This window comes from Paraburkholderia ginsengiterrae, from assembly GCF_001645125.1.
GTDB classification, from domain to species: domain Bacteria; phylum Pseudomonadota; class Gammaproteobacteria; order Burkholderiales; family Burkholderiaceae; genus Paraburkholderia; species Paraburkholderia ginsengiterrae.
In genome coordinates, this window is the sequence record NZ_LXKA01000143.1 from 79,316 (window position 1) to 97,596 (window position 18,281).

14 protein-coding genes and 1 pseudogene are annotated in these 18,281 nt (G+C 60.3%); 7 read left to right on the top strand and 8 right to left on the bottom strand.

Going from position 1 to position 18,281, the window contains the following annotated elements; all coding sequences use genetic code 11:
* The first annotated feature begins 260 nt into the window (after positions 1 to 260).
* Positions 261 to 914: a protein-L-isoaspartate(D-aspartate) O-methyltransferase gene (locus tag A6V37_RS12040; protein ID WP_064267276.1), complete on the top strand. Its 654-nt coding sequence runs from the start codon at positions 261 to 263 to the stop codon at positions 912 to 914.
* A 52-nt stretch (positions 915 to 966) separates the two neighbouring features.
* Here A6V37_RS12040 and A6V37_RS12045 read toward each other — a convergent pair whose 3' ends face one another.
* The gene (locus tag A6V37_RS12045) at positions 967 to 1,887 is read right to left on the bottom strand and encodes an ATP adenylyltransferase family protein (protein WP_064267277.1); all 921 of its coding nucleotides are present in this window, start codon (positions 1,885 to 1,887) and stop codon (positions 967 to 969) included.
* Between the two features lie 42 nt (positions 1,888 to 1,929).
* On the bottom strand, positions 1,930 to 2,415 hold the full coding sequence (locus A6V37_RS12050) for an adenosine-specific kinase (protein ID WP_064267278.1): 486 nt from the start codon (positions 2,413 to 2,415) through the stop codon (positions 1,930 to 1,932).
* Between the two features lie 419 nt (positions 2,416 to 2,834).
* On the opposite strand from A6V37_RS12050, the gene poxB reads away from it, so the two are divergent.
* Positions 2,835 to 4,556 (top strand): ubiquinone-dependent pyruvate dehydrogenase, encoded by a 1,722-nt coding sequence (gene poxB / locus A6V37_RS12055; protein WP_064267279.1) that lies wholly within the window; start codon positions 2,835 to 2,837, stop codon positions 4,554 to 4,556.
* 112 nt (positions 4,557 to 4,668) lie between these two features.
* On the opposite strand, the gene A6V37_RS12060 is transcribed toward poxB, so the two are convergent.
* The 3 genes from A6V37_RS12060 to A6V37_RS12070 form a co-directional block, all read right to left on the bottom strand.
* Positions 4,669 to 5,652, bottom strand: a complete 984-nt coding sequence (locus A6V37_RS12060) for a helix-turn-helix domain-containing protein (protein ID WP_131799847.1) — start codon at positions 5,650 to 5,652, stop codon at positions 4,669 to 4,671.
* A gap of 915 nt (positions 5,653 to 6,567) precedes the next feature.
* The gene (locus A6V37_RS12065) at positions 6,568 to 7,311 is read right to left on the bottom strand and encodes an SDR family NAD(P)-dependent oxidoreductase (protein ID WP_064267280.1); all 744 of its coding nucleotides are present in this window, start codon (positions 7,309 to 7,311) and stop codon (positions 6,568 to 6,570) included.
* 12 nt (positions 7,312 to 7,323) lie between these two features.
* Positions 7,324 to 7,734: a DoxX family protein gene (locus tag A6V37_RS12070; protein ID WP_064267281.1), complete on the bottom strand. Its 411-nt coding sequence runs from the start codon at positions 7,732 to 7,734 to the stop codon at positions 7,324 to 7,326.
* A gap of 93 nt (positions 7,735 to 7,827) precedes the next feature.
* On the opposite strand from A6V37_RS12070, the gene A6V37_RS12075 reads away from it, so the two are divergent.
* From A6V37_RS12075 to aspA, 5 genes and pseudogenes are all read left to right on the top strand, one after another.
* Complete coding sequence (locus tag A6V37_RS12075) at positions 7,828 to 8,223, top strand: winged helix-turn-helix transcriptional regulator (RefSeq protein WP_064267282.1); 396 nt, start codon at positions 7,828 to 7,830, stop codon at positions 8,221 to 8,223.
* A 261-nt stretch (positions 8,224 to 8,484) separates the two neighbouring features.
* Positions 8,485 to 9,399, top strand: coding sequence for a LysR substrate-binding domain-containing protein (locus A6V37_RS12080; RefSeq protein WP_064267283.1), 915 nt, complete (start codon positions 8,485 to 8,487; stop codon positions 9,397 to 9,399).
* 178 nt (positions 9,400 to 9,577) lie between these two features.
* A complete protein-coding gene (locus A6V37_RS12085) occupies positions 9,578 to 10,855 on the top strand; it encodes a dicarboxylate/amino acid:cation symporter (RefSeq protein ID WP_064267284.1) in 1,278 nt (425 codons plus the stop codon).
* Entirely contained in the window at positions 10,852 to 12,312 is a 1,461-nt protein-coding gene (gene cuyB, locus A6V37_RS12090) for a cysteate racemase (protein ID WP_064267285.1), read from the top strand. Before A6V37_RS12085 ends, cuyB begins: the two co-directional genes overlap by 4 nt.
* A gap of 92 nt (positions 12,313 to 12,404) precedes the next feature.
* Positions 12,405 to 13,823 (top strand): annotated as a pseudogene (gene aspA, locus A6V37_RS12095) (aspartate ammonia-lyase).
* Positions 13,824 to 13,906: 83 nt separating this feature from the next.
* Here the strand turns inward: aspA and A6V37_RS12100 are convergent.
* The 3 genes from A6V37_RS12100 to A6V37_RS12110 all read right to left on the bottom strand — a co-directional run bounded on the left by A6V37_RS12100 (position 13,907) and on the right by A6V37_RS12110 (position 18,275).
* Entirely contained in the window at positions 13,907 to 14,857 is a 951-nt protein-coding gene (locus tag A6V37_RS12100) for a D-alanyl-D-alanine carboxypeptidase family protein (protein ID WP_423213111.1), read from the bottom strand.
* 555 nt (positions 14,858 to 15,412) lie between these two features.
* Positions 15,413 to 17,401, bottom strand: coding sequence for a sulfatase family protein (locus tag A6V37_RS12105; RefSeq protein ID WP_064286017.1), 1,989 nt, complete (start codon positions 17,399 to 17,401; stop codon positions 15,413 to 15,415).
* A 109-nt stretch (positions 17,402 to 17,510) separates the two neighbouring features.
* Positions 17,511 to 18,275 carry a FecR family protein gene (locus tag A6V37_RS12110; RefSeq protein ID WP_064267288.1) on the bottom strand — a complete coding sequence of 255 codons (765 nt, stop codon included), beginning with the start codon at positions 18,273 to 18,275 and terminating at the stop codon, positions 17,511 to 17,513.
* Between the last annotated feature and the right edge of the window lie 6 nt (positions 18,276 to 18,281).

An 18,281-nucleotide genomic window follows, 5' to 3' on the forward strand; every position in this document is an offset into this window, starting at 1 on the left:
ATGCCGCCCGCGGCCTTCGCGGGCCGGCAATAAACGGACTGGCCCGCTGGATTGATCCGACAAAACACCCGATTGTGCAGAGGGATTCGGTGTGCGAAAGTTATCTGGCGTCAGGTTGCTACCCGAACGCGTGTGATTGAGGGCCGCGGCATATCGTTCGCGGCCTTTTTTTGGCCGCCGCACAGCAGGCCGCAGTCGATCGATGCTCCCCGCCAGTCGTTTGTGCACGAATCCTGCGTGACCATCAGAAGGAGGTCACCATGATCGATTTCAGACAAGCGCGTGAGTGGATGGTGGTGCAGCAAATCGCGGGACGGGGCATACGCGATGCCCATGTGCTATCCGCAATGCGCCAGGTGCCGCGCGAGGAATTCGTGCCGGCGTACCTGCGTGACTGCGCATACGACGACAATGCATTGCCGATTGCAAGTCAGCAGGCCATCTCGCAGCCCATCGTCGTCGCGCAGATGATCGAGGCGGCTGAACTGGGCCCGCACGACCGGGTTCTCGACATCGGCACGGGCTCCGGGTATGCCGCGGCGATTGCGGCGGCCATCGCCGCCCACGTTGATTCCGTTGAACGCGATCCGCTTCTCGCCGATACCGCTCGCGAGACGCTGGCGCGGCTGGGCATTGCCAACGTGACGGTGCATCTCGGCGACGGGACCCTCGGCCTCGCCGCGTATGCGCCGTATGACGCAATTATCGCGGGCGCCGGTGGTCCGCGCGTCCCGCGCGCGTGGCGCTCGCAACTTTCGGTTGGCGGGCGGATTGTCATGCCGGTAGGCCGCGAGCGTCATCATCAGCAGTTGATCAAGCTGGTTCGCCGGGGCGAACACGACTATCACGAGTACTCGTTCGGCGATGTGAGCTTCGTGCCGCTCATCGGTGACGATGGTTGGGCGCCGTACTGAGTGCGTGAGTGCGGGTGCGGTCTGATACGTTAGGAACGTATGCGTGCACGCGTTATTGGCCGATTGCCAGAGGGACGGCAACGCGCTGCAACAGGTTCATCGGGCCAAGTTCCCTGATGACCTGCATCTGTACCGCGTCGCGCACGAAAAGCGATCCGGCGAAACCCAGCGCATTCACCGAAATGCCCTCGGCGCATTCCGACGACCGGGGCACGAACAACATCCATCGGCGCGTGACAAGCAAATTGTAGGGCGCTGAATGATGCAGTTCGCCATTCATCTTGATTGCCCGCAGGCCCGTCGCCTCGAGCAATGCGCCATAGCAATCCAGCATGGTGTGCGCCGTGTGCAGCGAGGCCGCGGAAGCCGGTTTCATTTGGGCCAATGCGTGCCGGAAAGTCAGGCCCGGCATCGTGCCGATTGCACCCTCCATCCGTGCGGATGCAAGGACCGGCTCAATGGGGAGCGGCAGCCCCGCTTCACCGAGCGGCAGCGGCACGATCTGCAGGTGCTTATGTGGCTGGCTCGCACCCGCTTGCGCACCGCCATTGTAGAAGGCCAGACCGTCGAATTCGGCCATGCACGCGGACAAAGCGGCGAAGTCCGCCAGGTCGAGCAGCGCCTCCTGTGGTCTGAAGCTGCGGGTGACGATCAGGAGGTGATGGTCGATGACATTGAACTTGTTGAGCAGTGCGACGTGAGTGTCCGAGACATCGGCCACGAACAGGTCCGGGTCATAAGGGAGGAACGGATTGAACGCACGACGGTCCCGGACCGTTGTCTTGTCCGCCTGCCGGCTTTGCTCCTTGCTGGCGAGGCTCGAGACCTGGCGAACGAGGAAGGGTATGCCGTCTTCTTCGATCAGCGTTTGAGTCGTCTCGATCGGTCGCAGCGCGCCGCGCCGCAACGCGTGTTCGGTCTGGCGGAGGATGGCCGGCCACAGGGTGCCCGGCTGGAGCTGCGGAGGTTCCATAAGTCGGCAGATGGACGCGTTGCGGCAGGAGGGCAGGCGGGCCTACGCCTTGTAGCCGATCGCGCGGAGCAGGTCCTTGCGCCATTGAACGTCTTCTTCGGCTTCCACACCGAGCGGCCCAAACCCGTCGACCACGCCCAGGATCGCGCGTCCCTGATCCGTTTCGGCAACCACGACTTGCGTGGGATTCGCCGTCGCGCAGAAGATCCGGCAGACCTCCGGCACAGCTTTTATCGCGTTCAGCACGTTGACCGGGAAAAAGCCGTCGCCGAGAACAATCATGAAGCTGTGACCCGCACCGATGGCCGAGGCATTCCGGCTGGCTAGTTCTATCAGATCGGCGTCGGTGCCGGAGCGGCGCACAAGGCGCTTGCCGGAGGCTTCGCAAAACGCCAAACCGAACTTGATGCCCGGAACGGTGCCGACCATGGCCTCATGCAGGTCCTCGACCGTTTTGATGAAGTGGCTTTGACCGAGAATGAAGTTCGTCGCCTCGGGCTTGCTGATGGGTACCGTAAGCAGTTCCATGTCGGACCTCGCTTGGTGTTGGCAGGCACACTAGGAGAAGTGTTTCCGGCAGCGGCGGGGCTGATGGGCGCACCCGTTGCGCCTACTGTGCAGCGTAATGAACTTCAGTCTAGTATCGCCCAAAACCGGTCCGGTTTCCGAGCAATTGCGTGCCGTATCCGCTAACCCGCAGGACGCGCTTCCAGCCAGGGCAAGTGGCCAGCACGCTACGGTTGAACCTTTCCGAAACCACGGTTCTTGCGATTTCGATAAATGCGTGCGAATCGAGAAGTACGCCTCGACGAGACACGAGAGTATGAACGCAGTGAAACCGAGGCCGCGGGCACGTGTGCTTGTACGCCTTACAAACAGGAGAGTGACATGCTCGAAGGATACGCAGTAGCGCGAACCCCTCTTCGCTCTTTCATGGGAGCCGCCTCATGACTACCGCCGCGGATTATGTGGTCGATGCCCTGACCCACGCCGGCGTGAAGCGCATCTATGGTGTGGTCGGCGACTCGCTTAACGGCATTTCCGATTCGCTCAGACGTTCCGGCGAGATCGACTGGATTCACGTGCGCCACGAGGAGGGCGCGGCATTCGCGGCGGGCGCCGAAGCGCATCTCACCGGCGAGCTCGCCGTCTGCGCCGGCAGCTGCGGGCCGGGCAACCTGCATCTGATCAACGGGCTCTTCGACTGCCATCGCAGCGGCGTGCCCGTGCTGGCGATCGCGGCGCACATCCCCAGTTCGGAAATCGGCATCGACTACTTTCAGGCGACGCACCCGGAAAGCCTCTTCAAGGAGTGCAGCCACTATGTGGAGCTCGTCTCGAACGTCGGCCAGCTGCCGCAGATCCTGACCCGTGCGATGCGCGTCGCGGTCGGCCGGCGCGGTGTGGCTGTCGTCGTGATTCCGGGCGACATTGCGCTCTCGCCGACAGCCGCCGAGGTGGCGCCCTGGCTGATTCCCTCGGTGCCGCCCGTGCTGCGGCCTTCCGACGAAGAGATCTCACGCCTCGCCGCCATGCTGCACTCGGCATCTCGCGTGACGCTGATGTGCGGCGCCGGCTGCGCGGGCGCGCATGACCAAGTGGTCGAGCTTGCGAAGCGCCTGAAGGCACCTGTGGTGCACTCGCTACGGGGCAAGGAGTACGTCGAGCACGATAATCCTTACGATGTCGGCATGACGGGCATGGTGGGGTTTGCATCGGGCTATGCGGCGATGAAGGCGTGCGACATGCTCCTGCTGCTCGGCACCGATTTCCCTTACCGGCAGTTCTATCCGGACGACGCGAAGATTGCGCAGATCGACGTGCGTCCCGAGGCGCTCGGCAACCGCTGCTCGCTCGATCTGGGCCTGCTCGGCTCGGTCAAGGACACGCTCGCCGCCTTGCTGACGGTCCTCGAGGAAAAAACCGATTCGTCGCATCTTGATAGCGCGCTCGAGCACTACCGGCACGCACGCCAGGATCTCGACGCGCTCGCGGAGAGCAACCCGTCGAGCACGACGATCCATCCGCAATACGTGACGCGGCTCGTGAGCCAGCTCGCGGCCGACGACGCCATCTTCACCTGCGACGTCGGCACGCCGATCGCATGGACGGCGCGCTATCTGAAGCTCAACGGCCGGCGCCGGCTGGTCGGTTCGTTCAACCACGGCTCGATGGCGAACGCGCTGCTGCATGCGATCGGTGCACAGGCCACGTATCCGGACCGCCAGGTGATTTCGATGTCCGGCGACGGCGGCTTCACGATGATGATGGGCGAATTCCTCACGCTCGTTCAGGCGGGCCTGCCGGTGAAAGTGATCGTCCTGAACAACGGCACGCTCGGCTTTGTCGAGATCGAAATGCGCGCGTCGGGTTTCGTCGATACCGGCACCGACCTCGTCAATCCGAACTTCGCGCGCATGGCCGAAGCGGTCGGCGTGAAGGGGATCCGGGTCGAGAAGCCACAGGAGCTCGAAGGTGCGATAGCGGCGGCGCTGGCGCACGATGGGCCCGCGCTCGTGGATGTTGTCAGCGCACGTCAGGAACTGATCATGCCGCCGAAGACCACCATCGACGAAGCGTGGCATTTCGGCCTCTTCATGATGAAGGCTGTGATGGACGGACGCGGCAAGGGGCTGATCGATCTCGCGAAGGTGAATCTGACGCGGTGAACGGTCCTGTTTCGCCGGGCGGGGAAGGAGGGCGGTCTGCTGTTCGGGACCGCCCCTCGACCTTTGACCGTAGCGGTACGTGTTGATCAGGTCTCCACGGGGGCACCGCCGTCTAGTCGAAGCGATGGATCGAACACGCGGCAGCGCCTACCTGCGCGCGATAGCGGCTGGGCGTCTCGCCGATACGTTGCTTGAATACCGTCGTGAAATGCGTTTGCGAACGAAAACCGGTGGCGAGCGCAATATCCAGCACACCCTGGGTAGTTGTTGCGAGCAGCACCTGCGCCGTTTCGATGCGCCTTTGCACGAGGAAATCGTGGGGACTCGTGCCGGTGACTGCGCGGAACTGCGCGGCGAAGTGCATGCGGGTGAGTCCCACGCTTTGCGCGATGTCGTGGAGCCGGATGGGCTCAGACAGATGCGCGTCAATGAATTCCATGGCCCGTTTGAGGCGCCAGCGAGGCAGGATCGTGGCCGTGCGCTGCTGACTGCGCGCCGTGTGAGTTTCGTGCGAAAGCAAACGCGTGACGATCGCGAGGCCAATGCTGTCGGTAAACAGATCACTGACCGTCGAGCCTTCGGCGTGTGCCCATACGAGCACCTGAGCAAGCCGCGCCACGGCGACGTCTGGCACGATGTCGGCGTTGCCGAGCATGACATCGCCCACAGATGGCCGGCCGGTGATGTGAGCGTAGCACTCGCGCAGCAGCGCTTGTGGCGCGTAAAGGTGTAGCACGTCGCAGGGGGCTCTGAAGATTGCACTGACTTCCTGCCCGGGTCGCGTAATTTGCGTCACGCCCGGCGTCACGCGGCCGTCGCAGATCACGCGGCCGCCGTGACAGAACGTCAGTTCGGTGGACTTCAGACTGATCGCGATTGTGTGGTGCGGGGCTTCGCTCCGATTGACGACGCGTTCGGCACAGGCTGCGGGAAGCGTCCAGCGCGACAGGCCTAGTGTGTTATCGGGCAACGGAGAACACGTGGGTGTCTGTCGTGTATCGTAGCGCCAGGCCGTTTCCGCCGTGATGGTCCGTGAGGTGCCGTTTATCTCCTGTAGCGCCGTCAATGCGGCGCCATCGTCTGGCGATGTTTTCACGTTCAAACTCCCTCCAGTAGCTCCGCACGAAGATTGCTAAGGATTTGAAGTGCATTGTGGCTGCTGCGGTTTGCCTGACACTGACTCATCGATTACAGGTTTGTTATGTGCGAGTGATACTGCGAAATACCTTTCGCAACTGATCGATTTCAGGTTGTTGATATCTATGCACCGCCGCAACCTGAATGGTGCGTCTGGCACGCGTCCGACGCGTCGGACAAACATAAGCGGAATCACCCATTCGGATGCACATGTCGACACACTGAACTAGACTTAACCGCAAGCTAATGAATCCGCACAATCCTGTGGAAACGTTTTCCGAATCCTTACGTGTGTAAAGCGAAAGAAATGTGGAGGGATATGCGATTTTTTATCGGATTGTTGGCCGTATGCCTTATTCAGATCAGCGCGTTGGCGGATGAGGGCGAGGCGTTAACCCGCGAGCAGGCACTTTCTATGGTGCCGGGATCGACCATGAATCGGATCGGGCAGAATGGTGGCGTTCGTGAATGGACCAATGGCGCGGACGGGACCGCGACAGTTAGCCGACTTCCAAATCCCGGGTCGAAGCAGGGAGTACGGAAAGCTGATGCACGTTGGTCGATTTCCGATGACGGGCGATATTGTCTGGACGAAGACTGGTCCACGGAGCAGGGTGGACCGTTGCATTGGTGTTCCCGCATTACGCGAGACCCAGACGGGCGGTTACGGTTACTGCACTGATCATTGCGCAGGGAACATCGCGCTCGCAGGCGTCGGCGAGTGAAAGGGCGTTTGTCGGCCATCTTCGGCCAATCGCCCGCATCTCCGAGCGGACATTCGAGTGTCCGCTCCGCCTGAAAGACTTGCCTTCGAGACAACGTGGCATTCCAGGACCCGCGCAGTCATGCAGAAAGGTGATCGTGCTCTCGTGGATTAGCGTGCGCTGTCGATGATCGAGCCTCCGTCAGGGGTGAGGCTGTAGCCCGTCAGGAACTGCGCATCCTTGCTCGCCAGGAAAAGGACAACGGGCGCAATGTCATCGTCCGGCGATCCATATCGGCCGAGAGGATTGGTTGGGGCGGGCACGTTGGTTTCCTTGTCCCATGTTTCAGCGACTGGTAGGACATTGTTCACCGTTATCTTATCGGCGCCCCATTCTTTCGCTGCAGTTCGCGTCAGGGCACGAACCGCCTCTTTCGCCATGTTGTACGGTCCGTAACCCACAAGGCCTACGACGCCCGCCATCGAGCCAAAATTGATGACTCGCCCTTCACCGCTCGCCTTGAGATGGGGGTAGCAGGCCTGCATCGTGCGCAGATAGGCAATCGGGCCGACCTCGAAATTGCGCTGCAATTGCTTCACGGAGAGATCGATTATGGACGAGAAGGGAGCGGTGGGGTCGAAGGCGTTGTTCACGAGAATGTCAATGCCACCGTAGGATTCGACGACCTTTTCCACCGCCACCTTGATTTGCCCTGCGTCGCTGATGTCGCATGGCACGCCAAGGGACGTGCCGCCGGAGGCCTTGATCTCGGCGACAACGGTATCGACATTGGCGGGGGTGAACGAAAGAACCGCTACTTTTGCGCCTTCCGCTGCGAACAGCCTGGCAGTAGCGCGTCCGATACCTCGCCCGGCGCCCGTGACGATAGCTACTTTTCCGTTAAGTCGGCCCATATATATCTCCATTCAGTTGCTTTGTTGGATTGGCTGCGTCAGGCTCGGCGCATAGGGTGACGGAACCTGTCGAGCAGCGTTTTGGGTGGCGAATGAGATGGCGAGGAGCACCAGGCCCACGACTGCGGGCACGGCCGCCTTCGGATTGCGCACACCGAGATGTGCCATGCCAGACAAGATCAGGTGATAAAAAATGCCGGCATAGGCGAAATCACTGAGGGGAACACTCAGCCGCGAGAGAATGGCGATAGGGGCCAGGATCTTCACGACGATCATGAAGGGCACTAGATGATTGGCGGAGTAGCCCAGCGCGATTTGGGTCTGCTTCACCAAGTCTCGTTTGGTCAGGTACAGGTGAACGGAGACCAGATATAAAAGCGACAACAGCGCCGTGCTGATCCAATATGCATAGCTCTCAAGCATGAAGTTTTCCTTTGCGAGTCGTCCAATCGACTTGGCATGAGAATGTCGCGTAAGATGAAATCGCGCAAGTAGGATGAAAAAATGGCACTTAGTATGGAAGACCAGACCAATAGCGATGACGAGATCAACATGCACGACGAAATGCGGCGTGCCTTCGCGCTCCTTTCCGGCAAATGGAAGCTCGAAATAATGTGGCTGCTCAACCAGCGAATCTATCGCTTCGGCGAGCTGAGAAAAGCCATTCCCGGCATTACGCAGCACATGTTGACAGCGCAGCTTCGTGAACTGGAGGCGGATGGCTTGGTGTCGCGCACCGTGTTCGCGGAAGTACCCCCGCGCGTCGAGTACGAGATCACTCAGAAGGCCCGCGGGCTTGGACCCACGATGGAGGCACTAACGGCCTGGTGGAATAAGTATGGACGGAGCGTGCCGGTAAAGCCCACTTCGCGTGGGCGAAAAGCCAAAGCGCCCAGGTCAAAGGTGGGATGACGATGGCGCTAGCGACGTCGTCAGAAGATCGGCGCAACCGCGTTGAGCAGTTCCAACCGCTCCAACGGGCATAAGTCGTCCGCAGATTCACAGTATGCTGTTTAAGCCTGCGGAGGGGGCATCGGTCGCGATCCGACCAGGAGATCGCGGATCCAGACACAAGCAGCCGCTCATCGGTGAGCTGGCATCTGCAGCCGAACCGATCCGGATGGTCACTGTACGGCTAAAATCGACGATTCCGAAGACGGTCCGAAGGCCAACATGGAAATCAAATGGATTGAAGATTTCATCGCTCTTGCCCAGTACCAGAGCTTTTCCCGCGCCGCTGAATTTCGCAATGTCACGCAATCCGGGTTCAGCCGCAGAATCCAGTCGCTCGAGCAATGGGTCGGCGCTGAACTGATCGACCGCAGCAGCTTTCCTCCCGTGCTGACACCCGCCGGTCAACTGTTTCGCGAAGTCGCCGACGATGTGCTTGCACGGCTTCTCGATACGCGGGCCATCATCCGCACCGAGCAGCGCATCGCGGGCAAGAGTCTGCAGATTTGCGCGGGGCACACGATAGCGCTGAATTTCCTTCCGACATGGCTCAAGGCACTCGCTCCACAATTCGGCGAGGTGCGGGCCCGGGTCGTGCCGACGAACGTTCACGATTCGATTCTGATGCTCGTGAACGGTAACTGCGAACTGATGTTTGCCTATCATCATCCGGAGCTTCCCCTTCATCTCGATGCCGCGAGGTACGAGCATGTCACCGTCGGTCTCGATACGCTGATGCCGACCAGCAGATCGAACGAGCGTTCAGCACCCAAGTTCCGCCTGCCCGGGACGAAGCAACGGCCGCTACCGCTTATCTCCTACACGGAGACCAGCTACTTCGGGCGTTGTCAGGCACTGCTGCTGAAGCGAGCCTCGGATGCGCCGTCGTTGCGCCTGCACTACGAGTCCGACATGGCCGAGGTGCTGAAGAAGCTGGTCATGGAAGGCGAAGGCGTAGCCTGGCTTCCCAGGAGCACGATTACGAAAGAGCTTGCCGATGGCGACCTCGTACCGGCCGGGCCGGCGAGTTGGCATTTGCAGGTGGAACTGCGCGCATATCGTGATTCGACGAATCGCAGCGACTTCCTCGATACGCTCTGGCATCACCTGCGCGCTGGCTCCGCTACGCTGGAATAGGGTTTTCCCGCGTTATGCGAGATTCGCATGGGAGCATGTCGTAACAGCATCAGCGTTTTTTTGAACGTCCCTACCATCCGTTCTACGGTGAAAGTGCCGCTTCCAGCGCCGCTTTCATTTCTTCTCCCGCGCGTGGCCGTCACTTCCTGCCGTCCACGCCGCTACAGGACGGATGACAATGAAGAATCGCCTTACGCTGAGCATCGCGGTAGCCATGCTCGTTGGAGTCGGGGCTGGCTACGCGTGCCACACGAACATTACTGATCCCGCCACGCTGAAAGCAGTGGCCGGCTACTTCTCGATTGTCACGGATATTTTCCTGCGTCTGATCAAGATGATCATCGCGCCGCTGGTCTTCGTCACACTCGTGTCGGGGCTGGCGGGCATGGATAGCGGTGACGATGTAGGCCGGATCGGGCTTCGCTCGGTTGGATGGTTCATCAGCGCATCGCTCATCTCTCTGGCGCTCGGGCTCGTCATGGCCAATGCGCTGGAACCCGGAGCAGGTTTGCATCTGACCGAGAGTTCCGGCGAAGTGAACACGGGACTCAACACGGCGGCACTGAACGTCAAGGATGTCATCACGCACGCATTCCCGACAAGCCTGCTGGATGCGATGGCGCGCAATGACATTCTGCAGATCCTCGTCTTCTCGCTCTTTCTTGGCATCGGCCTTAGTGCACTCAAGCGCGACGCGCGCGTCGGCATCGTCATCCAGGCGATTGATGGAATGGTTCCCGTGATGCTTCGCCTCACGAACTACGTCATGCGTGCTGCGCCGCTTGGTGTGTTCGGCGCGATCGCTTCTTCCGTGACGCTGCGTGGCCTCGATGTGATCTACACCTACGGCAAGCTCATCGGATCGTTCTATCTCGGGCTGCTGATTCTCTGGGCAATCCTCATCGCGATCGGTTACGTGTTTCTCGGACGCAAGGTGGGTAGTCTGCTGAAGGCAGTGCGCGAACCCGCGATGATCGCGTTCTCGACAGCTAGCAGCGAGGCTGCCTATCCGCGACTCACCGAGCAACTGGAAAAGTTCGGCGTCGACAAGAAGGTGGTCGGCTTCACGTTGCCGCTGGGCTACGCATTCAATCTCGACGGTTCAATGATGTATCAGGCGTTTGCCGCGATCTTCATTGCTCAGGCCTTTGGCGTCCAGATGCCCGTGTCGCAGCAGATCTTCATGTTGCTGATTCTGATGTTGAGCAGCAAGGGAATGGCGAGTGTGCCGCGCGGGTCGGTGGTCGTCGTTGCGGCTGTCGCGCCGATGTTTCATCTGCCTGCCGCCGGCGTGGCCCTGGTCCTCGCGATCGACCAGATTCTCGATATGGGTCGCACGATGACCAACGTGATTGGCAATAGCGTTGCGACTGCTGTCATTGCGAAATGGGAAGCTGCACGCGAAGCAAAGTCGACGGACGCCTCCTTCGAGCAGGTGGAGGCCAGTGCACGATGAGCACGACGGTAGCGGAAAGCCGGCGCAAGCTGGGTGTAGTAGGGGGATTGGGCCCGCTGGCAAGCGCCGATGTGTTCTTCAAGATCGTGAAGGCGACGCCGGCGTCCTCCGACGCCGAGCATGCCGAGGTCATCTTCGAGCAGCGCCCGTTCAAGGGAGCCGGGGCGGGCAGTGCCGCGACGACGGAGCGCAAGCTGTACATCTTCAACATGATCCGGGACTTCGAGAAACGCGGCGTAACGACGGTCGTACTCCCGTGTTTTCTGAGTCACACGTTTATCGACGAACTGAAGGCAAATACGAGTCTGCCTATTGTCGATATCGTCGAAGCAGTTCGCAGCCACGTGCAGCGGAAGTTCCCCGCCGCGAAGCGTATCGGCGTTCTCGCATCCGATTACGTTCGTGAAAAGAGGCTCTTTGAACGGTATTTCGCAGCCCCCGAATTCGAAGTGGTGTATCCGCACACTGCCGACAACACCGATACGGTAACGGAAGCCGTCTATGGTTCTGACGGTATCAAGAGCGGCAATCTCCGTGGCCGCCCGGTAGAGTTGCTGCGCGCTGCGTGCGAGAGCCTCGTGGCGCGCGGCGTCGACGTCATCGTGCCGGGCATGACGGAAATCGCCCTCGTCGCCGGGGAAATCGGCCAGTTGCAAGTGCCACTTGTCGATTCCAACATGGCGTATGCGCAGTATGTCTTCTCTGGCGGTCCCGGTTCGGCTGCTCCCGTTTTCAAGCTCGGCGTGGTGGGTGGCGTTGGCCCGGCTGCGACGATCGATTTCCTTAACAAGGTCGTTCTTCATACGCCGGCGTCGCGCGATCAGGACCACATCAAACTTCTGGTCGAACAGAATCCGCAGATTCCCGACCGAACCGAAAACCTCATTAGCGAAGGAGTGGACCCGACCGTCTCGCTCTACGCCACGTGCAAAAAGCTGGAAGACGGCGGTGCAGACATCATCGCGATTCCCTGCAACACTGCGCATGCGTTCGTCGACCGGATCCAGCCATACCTCGATATACCTATCGTCAACATGCTCACGGCCACGGTGCGCTACCTGCGTGAATCCTTTCCCGGCTTGCGCGATATCGGCGTGCTGGCTACATCGGGCACGCTAGGCAGCGGTGTCTACCAGAAGGCTCTCGAATCACAGGGTCTGCGCCAGATTGCCCCGGGTGCCGCTTTGCAAGCGCGTGTGATGGACGCCATCTACGGAAAGAACGGCGTCAAGGCAGGTTTCACGACCGGTCAGTGTCGGGAAGACATCATCGCGGCAGTTGAAGGACTGATTGCAGAGGGCGTTGAAGTAATCATTCTCGGATGCACGGAGCTTCCAATTCTTCTTCCGGCGGGCGAATTCGTCGGCCGCAGCGGCGGGCGCGCTCAACTGGTTGATCCGACTGAAGTCCTCGCGAGGCAATGCATCGCCTACGCGAAGGGCAGTGCCACTAACTGAGCGGACACCGGCTCGCCCCGAAAGCTTTCGTCGCCCGGTTCGCAAACGCACCGGACGCGCCAACGGTTTTGCCTTTTCCTTTGGAGCATCACATGTCAGTTTCGACTCACCGTATCGAGCACGATCTTCTCGGCGATCTGCCCGTTCCGCAGGAGGCGTATTACGGCATCCATACGCTGCGCGCGCTGCAGAACTTCCCGATCACGGGCATTCCAATTTCGACGTATCCGAATCTGGTCAACGCGCTTGCCAGCGTCAAGGAGGCGGCAGCACTCGCCAATCACGAGCTGGGCCTGCTGCCGGAGCACAAACTGAAGGCCATCGTGCAGGCCTGCGAGGCGATTCGTCAGGGCGTGCTGCATGACCAGTTCGTGGTCGACGTCATTCAGGGAGGCGCCGGCACGTCCACGAACATGAATGCGAACGAGGTCATTGCCAATCTCGCGCTGGAGTACCTCGGATGTTGACGCGGCGACTATGCAGCTTTGCACCCTAACGAGGACGTCAATCTGGGACAAAGTACCAACGACGTTTATCCGACTGCGCTCAAGATCGCTGCTTACATGGGTACCGTGCAGCTCCTCCATGCAATGGGTGTGCTGCGTGCTTCGTTCGAACGAAAGGCCGAGGAGTTCAGCAATGACCTGAAGATGGGGCGGACGCAGTTGCAGGACGCAGTGCCCATGACGTTGGGTCAGGAATTCAGTACCTTTGCCGTGATGCTGGGCGAAGACGAAGACCGTCTGATGGAGGCGTCAAAGCTGATCTGCGAAATCAACCTGGGGGCGACCGCGATCGGCACCGGTATCAACACGTCGCCTGAGTACGCGCCGCTTGTATGCCGTCACCTTGCTTCCGTCACAGGCATTCCCGTCACCACTTCGCCGAATCTCGTCGAGGCAACACAGGACGTCGGTTCGTTCGTGCAACTGTCGGGTGTGCTGAAGCGCGTGGCCGTCAAGCTCTCGAAGGTCTGCAATGACCTCCGGTTGCTCTCCAGTGGTCCACGCGCAGGCTTTGGGGAAATCAACCTCCCGCCCGTTCAGGCAGGTTCCAGCATCATGCCGGGCAAGGTGAACCCGGTTATCCCCGAAGTGATGAACCAGATTGCGTTCGAGGTGATCGGTAACGATGTGACGGTCAGTTTCGCGGCAGAAGCGGGTCAGTTGCAGTTGAACGCGTTTGAGCCGGTTATCGCGCACAGTCTTTTCAAGAGCGTCGCCCATCTTCGGGCGGGCTGCCTGACATTGGCATCAAAATGCGTGGACGGCATCACCGCGAACCGTGAGCGACTGCAGTCACTCGTCGAGAACTCCATCGGCATTGTGACTGCGCTGAACCCCTACATCGGATATGTGAATGCAACCCAGGTCGCTCAGCAGGCACTCGTTTCCGGCCGGAGCGTCGCGGAGATTGTCGTTGAGCGTGGTCTTCTCACGCGGGTACAACTGGATGATATCCTTCAGCCGACGATGCTGACCCAACCCAGACAGGCCGTCGTATTGCGGTGATCAGGTGACGGGCGCCGGGGCAAGTCGCTGTCCGCCCCAGCTGCGAGTATGTTATGACCTGGCGTCCTCAACTGCCGACGACTTCAAGGGCTGCTGGTCTGCACCAGCTTTGGCTCGGACATGCGCGTGACGACACGATGTCCCGCATCGTCCGAGAGGGGATAGTCCTTGTACGCTGAGAACGCATAGTTCAGGAGGCTGCCTGCACCCGTTATACGGTCGTTAGCCGTTGGTGCGCCCAGGACGACAGCGAACACGCGACGCATCATCGGAGGGGAGATCTGCTTCCGTTTTGCAGTGGCGACAATGCAATATCCTGCCGCTCGCGTATGACCCGTCTTCATGCCGTCGACGGAAGGGTCCTTGCCGAGCAGCCAGTTCTTGTTCCGTTTTTCGAACTTCCCATAGGCGAAGTGCTGCTCTGATGAAAAGGTGTAGTACTCCGGGAAATCCTTGGTCAGGCGCATGGCCAGCGTGGAAAGGTCGCGGGCGGTCGAGTAGTTTCCCGGCGTTGTGATGCCTGAAGGCGTTGAAAAATGGGTGTGGGTCATCCCGAGCTTTCTGGCGGTGTCGTTCATCAACTGCTCGAATCCGGCAGGCGAGCCGCCAACGCGTTTGGCCAGCACCAGGGCGGCATCGTTTGCCGACGCGGCAATGAGACCCTGAACAAGGTCTCTGACAGGTACCTGCTGCCCCGGCACCAGATACATTCTTGCCTCGTCGCCGCCGACCTCACCAATGTCTGCCGCGTCAACAGGCACTTTCTCGTCCCAACGCACGGACCCGCGCTTCAGCGCATCGAGTGCGACATACGCTGTCACGAGTTTGGTGAGCGATGCAGGCTGCCGCTCAGCGTCCGCGTTGTGTTCGACCAGTATCTGGCCCGATTCGCCATCAACTAACATCCATGACACTGCCTGAATGTTAGACGGTGGCTGAGCGGCGGCACTTGCGCCTGGTGCGCTGAGGCACGATGCAATGCCTATCGCGGTAAGCGAGAGCAGAAAAAGAGAGGTTGATAGCCGTGACGTCAAGGTTTGAAGCGTTGTGAATAGGTTGTGGTAAGTCTGCACGCTGTGGACGCATCCTGTCGTGGGTGCCGCAGGGAATGCGAACAGCCTGTATAGACGGGTGGAAGGCGGGCATGATAAGCGGAAATGGCCCGCCGCATGATGCCGCTCTCGCATGGATCCATGTCGAACTAGCAAGATGCCAGCTACACAGACGAGATTTGCCGGTCTACGCGCCGCGCCACTCGGTCTGTTTCAAGATGCGGAGGCGCCGAACGTCTGAAGCATTCCGGGAGCAGCCATCAAAGCTGTTTCAGCTTGACCGGCCGCTGTGGGTCGACTTCTGCCCGACATAGGCCGATCGCCAATGGCTCCCATTGTCGGTTCGGAATCGGGCAGGGCCGGTAAGGAAGCGACGTTCGCCTGCGACTTAGCTCAGTCATCAGACGTCGGCTTCACCTGGTAATCGGCCGTTTGATTGACGAAGATGAACCTTCCTTCATCGGGCTTTGCTGATGCCCACCGTACGGCGATGCTACGGCCGCTAAGCGCTTGCGTATTCAACCGGTCATTCACCCTTTAGCACGTTGGTTGTCCCGGGACGGTCCCGCTCTGCGGCACCAGCCGCTTCGCACATCGCTCTTTCTGCAGCAGTTGCTCAAGCTGGCTCTTCTGCGCCCGATAGGTCCGGTCGTCAGCGAGATTGGCGAGTTCCATGGGGTCGTCGGTGACGTTGTACATCTCGTATTCGTCCGGGTGCGGCGTCGACTTGACCGTGACCGTGTAGGCGATCGGTTGCGGGCCCAAGTCGTCATCGCGATACGGAGGCGGGGCGGGGATCTGTCCCACCCGGCGAAGCACCACGTCGTCGACGTTCGGGTAGTTGGGATCGCGGCGATCGCCTGGGTAGCCAGGCGTGCTCCAGAACTGCGGATTGTCGAAGTAATGCGTGTACTTCCAGACCTTGCCATCCGAGAGGCGCGCGATCACCGTTTCCAGATGATTCGGCTGCACGACGGAGTTGTATCCGATTCCGGTCCAGTTGTCCTGGTTGAGCCCGCGGCTCGGATCGTCGTCAGTCATGAAATACAGCGGGTCATTGACGTTTTCCGGAGCAACCTCGCCCAGCACCAGCGGCGCAAGATTACGCCCTACTAACGGCTGCGCATCGGTGTGATCTTCGGAGAGTTTCTTGCGAATCGGCTCGGGGTCTATTCCCGCGAGTCCCAGCAGTGTCGGCAGCAGGTCCACGTGACTGGTCAACGAATCGACCGAACGTGGCTGCGGAAACAGCGTCTTGCTGTAGATGATCAGCGGGACGCGGATCGCTTCGTCGTAGGCGGTGTACCACTTCTGATGCATGTTGTCATGCGACCCGAGCAGGTCGCCATGGTCGGACGTGAAGAGGACAATGGTGTTGTCCGCAAACCGCGAACCGAGCAGCGCCTGGAAGACGGTCATCATCTGGTCGTCGACGTTCTTCTGCAACTGGTAGTAATAGCGGAAGTACTTCTCGAGCGTCGCCGTGTCCCCGAAGATAGGCTGCATCCACTTCCCGTAGCTTTCCTGATAGGACGCCTGCGCCGAGGGCTTGTTCGCCAGATTGTCGTTGCGCGTCTGCTTGAATTGCTCAGGGTCGAACAGCAATTCCGGCACGTAGGAGTGGACGGTGAAATCGAAATCCCCGGCCTGGCCGGTGTTTGCCCATAGCCCCCAGAGCGTGATGTCGTGCGGATTGACGAACGAAGACACGATGAACCACGGGCTGGTACTGCCGTCGTGGTCAAGTTTCCGGATCAGGTCTCTGGCCTGCTGCGCGAAACCGACGTCGCGCCCCTGCTGACCGCGTGGCACAGAGGAACCGCTATTGAGCGGCGATTTTCCATGTGGCTCGGGGCCGATCCAGCCGCTGAAACCAAAGCGATCGAGGCGCTCGGCGTTGCTGTAGAGCGCTTCTGCGTCGGCGTCGGGGGCGCCATTCTTCGAGTTGTAGCTCAAGAACTGGGCGTGGGTGCCCGGAATCAGCATGTCGGCGTCCGAGGCGTGCCACTTGCCGCGCCAGTACGTCTCGTAGCCTGCCGCGCGAAAGTAATCTCCGAGTGTCGGCACGCTGCCGGGGTCGAGCCAGAACACGTCCGGATCGAATGATTCCTTGGCCGCGCCGGTGGTCTGTGAGACGCCGTGCAGCGACGGATATTGTCCTGTGTAGATCGACGCGCGGCTGGGCGAGCACGCTACCGACGCCGCGTAATGCCGCTGAAAATCAACCCCGTTGCGGCGCAGCTGATTCTGCGTCTTGAGATAGGTGTGACGGAAAGCCTGGGTCTGTGGCGACTCGTAGACCGGCGGAAAGCGGTTCTCATCGCACATCAGGATCAGGAAGTTCGGTTGCTTGCCGCGAGCCTGGGCAGCGGACGCCGCTGCGGCAAGCGCGCCAGGAACAGCGCCTCCGGCGGCAAGTGCAAGCGCCTCTGCGCCCGCAGCGACGCTGTTGCGAAGGAAGCGGCGACGCGAAGCGTCGCTCACATTCTCGGACGCCGATGATTCTGATTCGCCGTTATCCTTCATAGCGCCTCCGCCCCCGCCTATAACGGATGGAATGCTCGGGATGTAATTAGAAAAAGCTTAGACCACCTGGCGGCTCACCTCCCGGTGATGTGTGGCCCAGCGCACATGTTTACCGCACCACGCAATCCACGTCAGTGCTCGCCGCGCTGGTACCCGTCGGCGGAGCATTCTTACTGATCGACAGCGGCATTGTTACCGGCACGCCCTCCGTTGGCGGAATCACCACCGGCGGAGTGTTCAGGTTGGCGACATAACCGAACTGGCCGGTCTGATAGATCTGCTGGCCGGCCGGATTGGTGAGCACTATAGCGCCCTGAGACACATCGACATACAGACCATTCTGGGGCATGTTCCCCCGTGGCGTCGGTACGCTGCCGCAATCGCTCTGGCAGAACACTGCGCCGAAGTTGGTGCCGCGTACACCGATGGCGCCTATCGGCGTCTCGAAGCTGACGGCATCATGGTTGCGCCGTCCGATCAGCCCGGTTGCCGAGCGCAGGCCGCCGTTGACCAACTGGATGGCGACACTGTCCTTCTCGGGGTGATCAACGTCGAATACGTAGCTTTTGACGATGACCTGCGAAGAAGGACGCAAGACCATCTCGCCGTTATCGACAAATTTCACGCGGGTGTACGTGTTTGCTTCGGTGACCAACGTGTCACCCTGCAATATGGATGAATTGATCGCCAGCACTGCAGTGCTGCCGTCGGCATGTTTCACCGTCAGCACGCCGGACAAATGCGTCACCGTCCCCGCAGTCTGCGCGTAGGCGATGCTGCCGCAGCCTGACATGGCTAGTAGACACAGCAACTGCCGTGCAAGCCGGAACATCGCACCGTCGCGCCAATGGTTTGTATTGATGAGTCGTTTCATTGTCGG